Genomic DNA, 12,470 nt, shown 5'->3' with positions numbered 1-12,470 from the left:
CGAACGGGGCTGGCCCGTCACAGCCAATGAACGAGCGGCCGTCACAAGCGGCAAGCGAGGTGGTACCGCGGATCGGAAACGATCCGCCCTCGCAGGTGAACACTGAACCTGCCGGGAGAAAAATGCCTTACCCCAAGTCGAACGACGATTCGCCGAACGCCGGGTCCGCCTTCGGCGTGACCCCCTCGCCGAAGTTCCCCGACATCGAGAACCAGATCCTCGAGTTCTGGAAGAACGACGGAACCTTCGAGGCATCCGTCGCCCAGCGCGAGGGCGCCGATGAGTGGGTCTTCTACGACGGTCCGCCGTTCGCGAACGGCCTGCCGCACTACGGCCACCTGCTCACCGGATACGCGAAGGACCTCTTCCCGCGCTTCCAGACGATGCGTGGCAAGCAGGTGCACCGCCGCTTCGGCTGGGACACCCACGGACTGCCCGCCGAACTCGAGGCGGAGCGTCAGCTCGGCATCACCGACAAGGCCCAGATCGAAGAGATGGGCATCGCCGCGTTCAACGCCGCCGCGAAGGACGCGGTGCTCAAGTACACCGAGGACTGGGAGCGGTACGTCACCCGCCAGGCTCGCTGGGTCGATTTCGACAACGACTACAAGACGCTCGACATCACCTTCATGGAGAGTGTCATCTGGGCGTTCAAGCAGCTGCACGACAAAGGGCTCGCCTACGAGGGCTACCGCGTGCTGCCGTACTGCTGGCGCGACCAGACTCCGCTGTCGAACCACGAGCTCCGCATGGACGACGACGTCTACAAGATGCGCCAGGACCAGACGGTCACCGTCACCTTCCCGCTCGTCGGCATCAAGGCCGAGTCGCTCGGCCTCACCGGCGTGCGCGCGCTGGCCTGGACGACGACGCCGTGGACCCTGCCGACCAACGCCGCGCTGGCCGTCGGACCCGACATCGAATATGCGGTTGTGCCCGCCGGTCCGCACGGAACACCGGATGCCACTGTGCTGCGCGAGAAAGCCGGAGACGACGCCGGCCTCACCGAGGTGCTTGGCGGGCAGTACCTGCTCGCAACGGCGCTCGTCGGCAACTATGCGAAGGAACTCGGCTACGACTCCGCCGAGGACGCCCTCGCGGCCGTCTCGCGGACGCTGATCGGGTCCGAGCTCGAAGACGTCACGTACGACCGTCTCTTCGACTACTACTCGGATGTCGAGGAGTACGGCATGCAGAACGCGTGGCGGATCCTCGTCGCCGACTACGTCACCCTCGAAGACGGCACCGGCATCGTGCACCAGTCGCCGGCGTACGGTGAAGAAGACCAGAAGATCTGCGAGGCAGCAGGCATCCCGGTCATCATCTCTGTCGATGACGGCGGAAAGTTCCTGCCCGCGGTGACGGATGTCGCGGGGCTGCTGTGGTCGGACGCCAACAAGCCGCTCACCCAGCTGATCAAGTCTGAGGGACGCCTGCTCCGCCAAGCGAGCTACGAGCACTCGTACCCGCACTGCTGGCGCTGCCGCAACCCGCTCATCTACAAGGCGGTGTCGAGCTGGTTCATCCGCGTGCCCGAATTCCGCGACCGGATGGTCGACCTCAACGAAGACATCAACTGGGTGCCTGACAACGTCAAGCACGGCCAGTTCGGCAAGTGGATCGGCAACGCCCGTGACTGGTCGATCAGCCGCAACCGCTACTGGGGATCACCGATCCCCGTGTGGAAGAGCGATAACCCCGAGTATCCCCGCATCGACGTGTACGGGTCGCTCGACGAGCTCGAGCAGGACTTCGGCGTTCGCCCGACCGACCTGCATCGGCCGTACATCGACGAGCTGACGCGCCCGAACCCCGACGACCCCACCGGGCAGTCGACCATGCGGCGCATCACCGACGTCCTCGACGTCTGGTTCGACTCCGGCTCGATGCCGTTCGCCCAGGTGCACTATCCGTTCGAGAACCGTGAGTGGTTCGACTCGCACAACCCGGCCGACTTCATCGTCGAGTACATCGGGCAGACCCGCGGCTGGTTCTACACCCTCCACGTGCTCTCGACCGCGCTGTTCGACCGGCCCGCGTACAAGAACGTGCTCAGCCACGGCATCGTGCTCGGCAGCGACGGCCAGAAGATGTCCAAATCGCTCCGCAATTACCCGGACGTCAACGAGGTCTTCGATCGTGACGGCTCGGATGCCATGCGCTGGTTCCTGATGTCGAGTTCCGTCCTGCGCGGCGGCAACCTCATCGTCACCGAGGAGGGCATCCGCGAGGGTGTCAGGCAGATGCTGCTTCCGTTGTGGAGCACGTGGTACTTCTTCAGCCTCTACGCCAACACGGCTCGCGACGGTGGATACGACGCCTCGTGGCGCACCGACTCCACCGACGTCCTCGACCGGTACATTCTCGCGAAGACCCGCCTCGTCGTGGAGGAGGTCGGCACTCACCTCGAGAACCTCGACTCGACCCTGGCAGCGGCGACGCTCCGGGACTTCGCCGACGTGCTCACCAACTGGTACGTGCGCCGGTCACGCGAGCGATTCTGGACCGGAGTCGACGAGAACGGCAACGGAACCGAGGCGTTCGACACGCTGTACACGGTGCTCGAGACGATCACGCGCGCGTCCGCACCTCTCCTCCCGCTGGTCTCCGAGCGGATCTGGAAGGACCTCACCGGTGGCCGCAGCGTGCACCTCGAGGACTGGCCGGACCTGAACGCCTTCGATGAGGACGATGTGCTGGTCGCGTCGATGGACGCCATCCGCGCTATCAGCTCAACCGTGCTCTCCCTCCGGAAGCAGGCGGGTCGGCGCGTGCGTCTCCCGCTCGCGACGCTCACCGTTGTCTCACCGGACCCGGACCACCTGGAACGGTTCGGCGACATCCTCCGCGATGAGGTCAACGTCAAGAACGTCGAGTTTGTCACCCTCACCGACTCCAGCGCCGGCGACTACGGCATCACGTCGAAGCTCACCGTCAACGCTCGCGCCGCCGGACCGCGTCTCGGCAAGAACGTGCAGACCGTGATCAAGGCAGCCCGCGCCGGGGACTGGTCCGAGACCGACGGTGTCGTCACCGCCGGCGGTATCGAACTCCAGGACGGCGAATTCGAGCTTGTTCTAGAAACCGCCGCCGTTGAGGGTGGCGCCGAGCAGGCGCTCGCTCTGCTGCCCGGCGGGGGATTCGTGCTGCTCGACACGCACACGACCCCCGAACTCGAGGCCGAGGGTCTCGCTCGGGATGTCGTTCGTGCCGTGCAGGACACCCGCAAGGCCGCCGGATTCGACGTGAGCGACCGCATCCGCCTCGGTCTCGTCTTCGAGAGCCCCGAAGACGCGGATGCCGTGACCTTCGTCACCGAGGTCGACATCGCGGCGGAGACGCTCGCGACGACCACCTCGATCCACGCGTTCGCCGAGGTCGACGAGGCCCGTCGCGCCGGCACGCCGGCGGAGTGGCTCCCCGAGCTGCTCGACGACGAGCCGGAGTTCTACCAGGTGTTCGCCAAGGGACAGTTCGCCAACGCGGGATCGTTCATCGTGGCCGTTCGCCGAGCAACCAGGAGCATCAATGTCTGAGATTGACGACGAATTTGCCGATGAAGGACAGGCCGTCTACGAGGACCTGCTCGCCCGCACGGGCGAACAGGCTCCTCAACCGCGGCTGGAGCCTACCCGCCGGGTGCTAGACCTGCTCGGCGACCCGCAACGCGCGTTCCCGATCATCCAGCTCACCGGAACCAACGGCAAGACGAGCACGAGCCGCCTGATCGAGGGGATTCTCCGTTCCTACGGGCTTCGGACCGGACTCTTCACGAGTCCGCACCTCGTGAGTTTCAACGAGCGCATCGTCATCGACGGTGAGCCGATCTCGAACGAGGCCCTCGCCCGGAACTGGGAAGACATTCGGACGTACGTCGAGATGGTCGACCTCGAGCTCGAAAACGCGGGTGACGTGCCGCTGACCTTCTTCGAAGTACTCACCGTGCTCGCCTACGCGAGCTTCGCTGACGCGCCGATCGACGTCGGTGTGATCGAGGTCGGGATGGGCGGCGAGTGGGATTCCACCAACGTCGCTGATGCGCAGATCGCCGTGTTCACCCCGATCGATCTCGACCACGTTGCCCGACTCGGTTCGACCATTGCCGAGATCGCGCGAACCAAGGCGGGCATCATCAAGCCGGCCGCGACGGTCGTCACCGCCGTGCAGCATCCCGATGCCATGGCAGAAATCCTGAAGGCGGCGGAACGGGACGAGGCCCCCGTCATCGCCCAGGACGTCGACTTCGCGCTGACGGCAGATCATGTCGCCGTCGGCGGCCAGGTGATCAGCGTGCGCGGACGGGCGGGGGAGTACAACGATCTCTTCCTGCCGCTCTACGGCGACCACCAGGGTCAGAACGCGGCAGTCGCCATCGCCGCGGTCGAGACGTTCCTCGGTGACGGCAGCCAGCCGCTCTCGATGGACCCACTCGTGGAGGGACTCTCGGAGATCACTACACCCGGTCGGCTCCAGCTCGTCGGCATCGAGCCGACGGTTCTCATCGATGCGGCGCACAACCCGCACGGCGCACGGTCACTCGCCGCTGCGCTGGGGAAGTACTTCGACTTCGCCGAGACCGTCTTCGTCGTCGGTGTGCTCGGAGACAAGGACGCCGAGGGAATCCTCTCCGTGCTTGCGCCGATCGCGGCACGCATCCACGTGACCGAACCGTCGTCCGAACGGTCCATCCCGGTCGCTTCTCTCGCCCGGCGGGCGGCGGCTGTTGCGGATCCTGGACTCGTTCACGCTTACGACACCGTGGAAGACGCGGTCTTCGCCGCACGCGAATGGGCGAATGACGGCCCGTCGAGGCTCGTCGTCGTCACCGGCTCCGTCGTTCTCGCCGGAGAGGTCATCGAGCTGGCCGAAGCCGGAGAGTGGAAGAAGTCATGAGAAGACAGCGGCAGAGCGTGAGGCAGTCCCTCGCGTCGATCGTCCTCGGCTTTGAACTCATTGTGATGTTCCTCGCCGCGCTGGTGGCCTTCGGGCTCAAGGTCCTGCCGGCGCCGGTCGCCCTCGGGGGCGGCGCCGCGATCTGTGTCGCGATCCTGGTGGCACTCGCCGGCCTCCGCTACCGCTGGGGCATCATTGCGGGCTGGGTGCTGCAAGGCGTTATCGTTGCTACCGGCATCCTGGTGCCGATCATGTTCATTATTGGTGCGCTTTTTGCCGGCATGTGGGTTTACTCCATGGTGGCTGGCGGTCGGATCGACCGCGAAAAAGCCGCCGCAGCGCAATTGGGAGACGAAACACATGGCAGTTGAAGAAACACTCGTTTTGGTCAAGCCGGACGGTGTCGCACGCAACCTGACCGGAGCGATCCTCGCGCGTATTGAGGCGAAGGGCTACTCGCTCGTCGACATCCGTCTCGTTCAGCCCGACCGATCGGTTCTCGCCGCGCACTACGCCGAGCACGAGGGCAAGCCGTTCTACGAGCCGCTCGTGGAGTTCATGCTGTCAGGTCCCATCGTCGCCATTCGCGTCGCCGGTGACCGCGTGATCGAGGGCTTCCGCAGCCTCGCGGGCACGACGGACCCGACGACGGCGGCTCCCGGCACCATCCGTGGCGACTTCGGTCGCGACTGGGGCCTGAAGGTTCAGCAGAACCTGGTTCACGGGTCAGACAGCCCCGAGTCGGCGGCGCGCGAACTCGCGCTCTGGTTCAAGTAACCCGATTACCTCAAACAGCGAGGCGACCCGGAAACGGGCGCCTCGCTGTTTTTCTGTCACGGCGCTGTCACCGGGGTCTGCGACCGGCCGGTAGCCACGGGGGAGAGGGCGGCTTAGAGGTGCTGCAGGACGTCGAGGCGCATCTGGGCGATCACGGCGACGATCAGGTAGCAGGCCAGGGTGAGCGGCACGAGCCAGCCGTACAGAGCCGTGGCTACCCGGCGCACGCCGGCGGGCGCAGGGAGATTCCCGGCTTTGAGGTTGTAGAGGGTGACGGCGAGGAACGCGGGGATGGTCACCGACCAGGTGACCATGCACCACGGGCAGAGGGTGCCGAGCACGAAGATGCTCTGGGAGATCAGCCAGATCACGAAGGCGAGGGCGCCGGCCAGCCCCAGGTTGAACAGCGCCCAGTACCAGCGCGCAAAACGAGCTCCGGCGAGTATTCCGACGCCGACGACGATCGGTGCGGCCCAGCCGACGAGCCCGATCAGCGGGTTGGGAAACCCGAAGACAGAGCCCTGCCAGGACTCGAGATTGGCGCCGCACTGCACGAGGACGCTGAAGTCGCACGAGAGCGATTCGCCGGGCGATGACAGGGTGTGGATCTTTTCGACGGTGAGGGCGAAGGCAGCAATCTCACCGATGATGCCCGCGAGGATGAGAAAGACAGCGAGGACAGTCGGTCGGGTGTTGGTCTCGTCGCGGCTCACGGTTCGAGGGTACGACACTGAGGCTGGCCGTGGCGGCATCCGCATGCTCGGCCACAAATTGCTGTTCAGTCGCCGCTCGGACAGGGAGGGCTGCACTTTCGAGAGAAGTGTGACCGTTTGTGTCCGAGCACGCCCGCGGGCGGCGCGAGTGACCGTTTGTGTCGGAGCACGGCTCTTCGCGACACACCTTTCGAGAGAACGACACAGTGCGGTGCGGCGCGAGCCGGAGAATCGCTCTGAACGCGCCTGCCGTGCGATAATGAGAGCACGACCATAGGGCCGCGCTCTAGGGTCGTACAACAGAAGGCTTATTGGGCACGGCGCTCGTAATGAAACAGCGTTCGCCCAGTGTTTGAGACAAAAGTGTTCGTCGGTCACAACTCGAAGGGGTACGGCCGACAAAGAAGGTACGCGACCAGAGCCACAGGGCCGGTCGTGGACGTACAGGATTTGCGGGGAGTACGCGAAAGCGAGAAACCGCTCGAGAGTTCCCGGATGGGCAGCGCGGCTGCCGTGCCGGATGAGGAGTGCACCAGGAATGGTGAATGAAAATTTTGACAACACGGCCGACACATCAACCAACAGCGAGGGCGTAGCGCCGGAAAGCTCCGAGACCCAGGCCTTCGAGGCGCAGGCTTTCGACGCGCCGACTGCCGACACGCAGGCACCGGATGCCGCAGCGAGCGAACCGGTCGCCGAAGACGCACCGCAACGTCCTGACTCTGAGGACGCGGCGTCATCCGACGCAGAGCCTGTGGCCGCCGAGGATGCTGCAGGCGATACGGAGTCCGCAGCCCCGTCCGCAGCCCCCGTCGGTTCCGCTACTGTCGCGGAACCGACTCAGGCCGGTGACGAGTCTGCTGCCGAGGAGCCAGCGGCAGACGCGGCCGAGCCCGCGAAGACCGCGGAGAGCACGGCGCCCGGAATCTTCGCCGCATACTCAACAGCGCCGACGACAGCGCTGTTCTTCCAGGCACCCGACGTCAAGCCGCTCCCCGCGCGCGACTATCGCGACGACGCGATCGACGATGACGACGACGAGGATGACGAGCCGTCGACGGTCCGCCGGCGCGCACGCCGCCGATCGGGCGACGAACGCCGGTCGGGACAGAACGACCCGGCCAACACGGTAGTCAAGGTCAGGCAGCCCAGGGAACAGCCGCGTGAGGTCGAGCAGATCACCGAGCCGCAGCGCATCAAGGGCTCGACGCGCCTCGAAGCGAAGAAGCAGCGACGACGCGACGGCCGCGATGCCGGCCGCCGCCGCCCGGTTGTCACCGAGGCAGAGTTCCTCGCCCGTCGTGAGTCAGTCGACCGCACGATGATCGTCCGCTCGAAGAGCAACAAGATTCAGATCGGTGTACTCGAGGACGGCGTGCTCGTCGAGCACTACGTCGCCCGTAACGAAGAGGCATCCCTCATCGGGAACGTCTACCTCGGGCGCGTGCAGAACGTGCTGCCAAGCATGGAAGCAGCCTTCGTAGACATCGGACGCGGACGCAACGCCGTGCTGTACTCGGGCGAAGTCGACTGGGACGCCGCAGAGACCGGAAACCAGCCGCGCCGCATCGAGCTGGCGCTCAAGCCAGGCGATCGTGTTCTCGTCCAGGTCACCAAGGACCCGGTCGGACACAAGGGTGCTCGACTGACCAGCCAGGTCTCGCTTCCGGGCCGGTACCTCGTCTACGTGCCCAACGGCTCGATGAACGGCATCTCACGCAAGCTGCCCGACACCGAACGTGCTCGCCTCAAGAAGATCCTCAAAGAAGTGCTTCCTGACAACGTCGGCGTCATCGTGCGCACCGCTGCAGAGGGCGCGACCGAGGAACAGCTCACGCTCGACGTCAATCGCCTGATCAACCAGTGGGCAGAGATTTCACGGCAGATGGAGAGCGTTCAGGCGCCAGCTTTGCTGCACTCTGAGCCTGACCTGTTGATCAAGATCGTCCGCGATGTGTTCAACGAGGACTTCCAGAAGATGCTCATCGCCGGCGATGACGCGCAGGAAGTCATCGAAAGCTACCTGCGTGGTGTCGCTCCCGACCTGCTCGAGCGCGTCGAGCGCTACGAGGGCAACCGGGACGTCTTCGACGAGTACCGCATCACCGAGCAGATCGAGAAGGCCCTCGACCGCAAGGTCTGGCTGCCCTCCGGTGGATCGCTCGTCATCGACCGCACCGAGGCAATGACCGTCGTCGACGTCAACACGGGAAAGTTCGTCGGTTCAGGCGGAAACCTCGAGGAGACGGTAACGAAGAACAACCTCGAATCCGCCGAGGAGATTGTCCGCCAGCTTCGGCTGCGCGACATCGGTGGAATCATCGTCGTCGACTTCATCGACATGGTGCTCGAATCCAACCGGGATCTCGTTCTGCGCCGACTGATCGAGTGCCTCAGCCGTGACCGGACCAAGCACCAGGTCGCCGAGGTGACCTCGCTCGGTCTCGTTCAGATGACGCGCAAGAAGCTGGGCCTTGGCCTGCTTGAGTCGTTCAGTGAGCCATGCGAGGTGTGTGCCGGCCGCGGTGTCATCGTGCACCACGACCCGATCGTCAAGCACCGCCAGACCCCTCAGCCGGAGACCAAGCGTCGCGGCAAGGGCGGCACTTCGAACGGCAACAGCAACGGTGGCAACACCAACGGCAACGGCGGAGGAAATAACGTCGGCCAGGCACCGAAGGCCCCGACACACGCCATCACCGATGACGCCAAGAACGCCCTCGCGAAGATCGCCGCATCGACGATCATTGCTCACGCGGACGACGCGCCGTCGGCCGATCAGGTGACGGAACAGCCCGCTGCGAGCGAGCGACGCAATGAGTCACGCAGCGAGCGACGCAACGAACGCCGGAAGAACCAGAAGGGCCAGAACCGCGGCGCCGGGTCGGCGCAGGGGAACTCGGGTGGCGGCTCAGCCGGCCAGACCGAGGACATTGCGCCTGACGCGCGTGCCGAGAGCTCGGCTCCTGCCAGCCGGGTAGAGACGAGCAGGCCAGAGACGAGCAGGCCAGAGACGAGCAGGCCGGAGACGAACAGGCCGGATTCCGGCAGGCCCGACCCCGAGCCTCAGGTTGCCGCTTCCCGCACGGAAGCCCGGGATGCCCTGTCGATCCTCGACATCCCTCTCGAGCCCGCACGCAAGGCGAAGAGAGTCGACCCGCGCGACGCTGAGGACCTCCTCGGCTCAGTGCTCGACGCGCTTCCGGAGCCCAAGCTTCCCGGCACCGGCCGTGCACGCCGCCGTCGGGTGACGACCGCCGGCCTGACCGGGACTCCCGTCGCTCACGACGCAGACGCCGGAACATCCGCGCCGGCCGCTGAGTAGCCAGTAACGACGAACGGCGGTCGCCCCTCACCCGAGGGCCGACCGCCGTTTGCGTTCTTTCGCCGTCACCCTGAGGTTGCTCTCGATCAGCCGACGGACGAGAACATTCGCGCTTACGGGTACCGCACCACCGGCGACCAGTTCGTCGAAGCGTTCCTGTGGCACGTCGTAATGGTCCAGGTCGAAGCTGCGCCGGGGGAGTGAGTGACGAGCGGCGAACGCGTGCAACTCGTCGAGAGAAACGTCGCTGATGAGGTGGGACCAGAGTGTGTTGTGGGCCGGCCATAACGGAGTGTCGATGAGCACGGTCATGACCTGAAGTCTACGAATTGCGACACGGCTGGGCGTGCATTTGTGAGATCGGGTGTGATCAAGTAAAGTTTCCTGTTGGTGCACGTTGGCTTATCCCGCGTTTTGCCCATGGTTTTCTGTCAGCTTGACCTCCCTTCCCGCTGGGGTCTACCGCACAGTGAATATTCCTTGACAGATTCAACTCGGAGCACAGGCTCCCAAGAGAAGTAGGTACGAGAAGTGGTTTACGCAGTAGTGCGCGCCGGTGGTCGGCAGGAAAAGGTAGAGGTCGGCACCATTGTGACGATGGACCGCGTCAAGAGCATCAAGGACGGCAAGGTCGAACTGGCCGCTGTTCTTCTCGTCGACGGTGACAAGATCACCACTGACGCCGAGTCGCTCGCGAAGGTCACAGTCACGGCTGAGTTCATCGAGAACCTCCGCGGCCCCAAGATTCACATCCAGAAGTTCAAGAACAAGACCGGTTACAAGAAGCGTCAGGGGCACCGCCAGGAGCTCACACGCGTCAAGATCACCGGCATCAAGTAAGCCTGAGGGAGAACAGAGATGGCACACAAAAAGGGCGCGAGTTCCACTCGCAACGGTCGCGACTCCAACGCACAGCGCCTCGGCGTGAAGCGCTTTGGCGGTCAGGTTGTCTCAGCAGGCGAGATCATCGTTCGCCAGCGCGGCACGCACTTCCACCCCGGCGTCAACGTCGGACGCGGCGGTGACGACACGCTCTTCGCCCTCGAGGCAGGAGCTGTCGAATTCGGCGCCAAGGGCGGCCGTAAGGTCATCAACATCGTGACGGCAGCTGCCGAATAGGCATCAGTTCGATGTGTCTCAGGGGCGAGCTTCGGCTCGCCCCTGAGTTTTTTATGTAGAAGAACAAACTAATTTGGAGGGCTCTCGTGGCCACATTCGTCGATCAGGTGACACTGCACCTGCGTGCTGGAAACGGCGGTAACGGATGCGTGTCTGTGCGTCGGGAGAAGTTCAAGCCGTTAGCCGGACCCGATGGTGGAAACGGCGGTAACGGTGGCGACATCGTCCTCGTTTCTGACCCGCAGGTCACGACGCTTCTCAACTACCACCGGTCACCGCACCGGAGCTCACCGAACGGTGGCCCAGGCATGGGCGACCACCGCGCGGGGACGACGGGTGAAGAACTCGAACTGCCCGTCCCGGTCGGAACCGTCGTCAAGGACGCCGATGGCAACGAACTGATCGACTTCGCCGAGCCGGGCATCCGTTACGTCATCGCGCAGGGTGGACAGGGCGGCCTCGGCAACGCGGCTCTCTCGACCACCAAGCGGAAGGCTCCCGGGTTCGCTCTGCTCGGCACGCTCGGCCAGGAGGGGTCGTTCACCCTCGAGCTCAAGGTCGTCGCTGACGTTGCGCTCGTCGGTTACCCCTCAGCCGGAAAGTCGAGCCTCATCGCCGCGATGAGCGCGGCCAAGCCCAAGATCGCGGACTACCCGTTCACGACACTGCACCCGAACCTCGGCGTTGTCCAGGCTGGCGACATCCGGTACACCGTCGCCGACGTCCCGGGACTCATCGAGGGCGCGAGTGAGGGCAGGGGCCTCGGGCTCGAATTCCTCCGCCACGTTGAGCGCTGCTCAGCCCTCGTGCACGTCCTCGACTGCGCGACCCTCGAACCGGGCCGTGACCCGATCAGTGACCTCGACATCATCCTCGGTGAGCTCGGCGCGTACCCGGTACCCGAGGGCCAGACGCCGCTTCTCGAGCGTCCGCAGCTCATCGCGCTCAACAAGGTCGACGTGCCAGAGGGCAAGGAGCTCGCCGAGCTGGTCAAGCCGGAGCTCGAAGCCCGCGGATACCGCGTCTTCGAGATCTCGACGGTCAGCCACGAAGGGCTGCGCCAGCTCTCCTACGCGCTCGGCGACCTCGTCGAGGCCGAACGCAAGGCCAAGGCCGAGCACGAAGCGGCTCACCCCCGCATCGTCATCCGCCCCCGTCCCGTGGACGAGTCGAAGTTCACGGTCACCGTCGAGGGTGGCAGCTTCGGCAACATCTACCGTGTGCGCGGCGCCAAGCCCGAGCGCTGGGTGCAGCAGACCGACTTCACGAACGACGAAGCAGTGGGTTACCTCGCCGACCGCCTCGCGAAGCTCGGCGTCGAAGACGGCCTGTTCAAGGCCGGCGCCGTCGGTGGATCCACGGTCATCATCGGTTCAGACAATGGTGTGGTCTTCGACTGGGAGCCGACGCTGACCTCGTCCGCCGAGATGATCACGACCCCTCGTGGACTCGATGCCAGGCTCGACGCGAACAACCGCCCGACCCGCAACCAGCGCCGCGAGGAGTACTTCGAGCGGATGGACGCGAAAACCGAAGCGCGTGCCGAGATGGTCCGCGAACGGGAAGCCGGGCTGTGGCGTGACCAGTACGAAGAAGAAGAACGTGCGGCCGCAGAAGCAGCCAGTGCCGAGGGAGAAAAATAG

Annotated in this window: 10 protein-coding genes; 8 read left to right on the top strand and 2 right to left on the bottom strand. The window is 65.0% G+C overall.

Annotation, left to right across the window (positions count from 1 at the left end; all coding sequences use genetic code 11):
- Nucleotides 1–122: 122 nt before the first annotated feature.
- The 4 genes from ileS to ndk are packed head-to-tail and all read left to right on the top strand — an operon-like array spanning nt 123 to nt 5,670.
- The gene (gene ileS, locus AC1C2N_RS12080) at nt 123–3,536 is read left to right on the top strand and encodes an isoleucine--tRNA ligase (protein WP_495434117.1); all 3,414 of its coding nucleotides are present in this window, start codon (nt 123–125) and stop codon (nt 3,534–3,536) included.
- Nucleotides 3,529–4,893 carry a bifunctional folylpolyglutamate synthase/dihydrofolate synthase gene (locus tag AC1C2N_RS12075; protein WP_495434116.1) on the top strand — a complete coding sequence of 455 codons (1,365 nt, stop codon included), beginning with the start codon at nt 3,529–3,531 and terminating at the stop codon, nt 4,891–4,893. The genes ileS and AC1C2N_RS12075 overlap by 8 nt, the downstream gene beginning before the upstream one ends.
- A gap of 17 nt (nt 4,894–4,910) precedes the next feature.
- On the top strand, nt 4,911–5,264 hold the full coding sequence (locus AC1C2N_RS12070) for a DUF4233 domain-containing protein (protein ID WP_158270246.1): 354 nt from the start codon (nt 4,911–4,913) through the stop codon (nt 5,262–5,264).
- Complete coding sequence (ndk, locus tag AC1C2N_RS12065) at nt 5,254–5,670, top strand: nucleoside-diphosphate kinase (RefSeq protein WP_108391240.1); 417 nt, start codon at nt 5,254–5,256, stop codon at nt 5,668–5,670. The genes AC1C2N_RS12070 and ndk overlap by 11 nt, the downstream gene beginning before the upstream one ends.
- Before the next feature lie 113 nt (nt 5,671–5,783).
- Here ndk and AC1C2N_RS12060 read toward each other — a convergent pair whose 3' ends face one another.
- Nucleotides 5,784–6,383: a vitamin K epoxide reductase family protein gene (locus AC1C2N_RS12060; protein ID WP_495434115.1), complete on the bottom strand. Its 600-nt coding sequence runs from the start codon at nt 6,381–6,383 to the stop codon at nt 5,784–5,786.
- 538 nt (nt 6,384–6,921) lie between these two features.
- Between AC1C2N_RS12060 and AC1C2N_RS12055 the strand changes: the two genes are divergently transcribed.
- Nucleotides 6,922–9,708, top strand: coding sequence for an Rne/Rng family ribonuclease (locus tag AC1C2N_RS12055; protein WP_495434114.1), 2,787 nt, complete (start codon nt 6,922–6,924; stop codon nt 9,706–9,708).
- Nucleotides 9,709–9,735: 27 nt separating this feature from the next.
- On the opposite strand, the gene AC1C2N_RS12050 is transcribed toward AC1C2N_RS12055, so the two are convergent.
- Nucleotides 9,736–10,020: a DUF4031 domain-containing protein gene (locus tag AC1C2N_RS12050; RefSeq protein ID WP_483404345.1), complete on the bottom strand. Its 285-nt coding sequence runs from the start codon at nt 10,018–10,020 to the stop codon at nt 9,736–9,738.
- A gap of 219 nt (nt 10,021–10,239) precedes the next feature.
- Between AC1C2N_RS12050 and rplU the strand changes: the two genes are divergently transcribed.
- From rplU to obgE, 3 genes are all read left to right on the top strand, one after another.
- The gene (rplU, locus tag AC1C2N_RS12045) at nt 10,240–10,548 is read left to right on the top strand and encodes a 50S ribosomal protein L21 (protein ID WP_108391236.1); all 309 of its coding nucleotides are present in this window, start codon (nt 10,240–10,242) and stop codon (nt 10,546–10,548) included.
- An 18-nt stretch (nt 10,549–10,566) separates the two neighbouring features.
- Nucleotides 10,567–10,827, top strand: coding sequence for a 50S ribosomal protein L27 (gene rpmA / locus AC1C2N_RS12040; RefSeq protein WP_108391235.1), 261 nt, complete (start codon nt 10,567–10,569; stop codon nt 10,825–10,827).
- Nucleotides 10,828–10,913: 86 nt separating this feature from the next.
- A complete protein-coding gene (obgE, locus tag AC1C2N_RS12035; protein WP_483404344.1) occupies nt 10,914–12,470 on the top strand; it encodes a GTPase ObgE in 1,557 nt (518 codons plus the stop codon).

The organism is Mycetocola sp. Y791, from assembly GCF_059445325.1.
The sequence above is the reverse complement of the archived record's forward strand: the minus strand, read 5'-3'. Positions and strand labels throughout refer to the sequence as shown.

Excerpts from the sequence above, each read along its gene's own strand:
- ileS (WP_495434117.1), top strand. The coding sequence starts at position 123 with ATGCCTTACCCCAAGTCGAACGACGATTCGCCGAACGCCGGGTCCGCC.
- AC1C2N_RS12075 (WP_495434116.1), top strand. The coding sequence starts at position 3,529 with ATGTCTGAGATTGACGACGAATTTGCCGATGAAGGACAGGCCGTCTAC.
- ndk (WP_108391240.1), top strand. The coding sequence starts at position 5,254 with ATGGCAGTTGAAGAAACACTCGTTTTGGTCAAGCCGGACGGTGTCGCA.
- AC1C2N_RS12055 (WP_495434114.1), top strand. The coding sequence starts at position 6,922 with ATGGTGAATGAAAATTTTGACAACACGGCCGACACATCAACCAACAGC.
- AC1C2N_RS12050 (WP_483404345.1), bottom strand. The coding sequence starts at position 10,020 with ATGACCGTGCTCATCGACACTCCGTTATGGCCGGCCCACAACACACTC.
- rpmA (WP_108391235.1), top strand. The coding sequence starts at position 10,567 with ATGGCACACAAAAAGGGCGCGAGTTCCACTCGCAACGGTCGCGACTCC.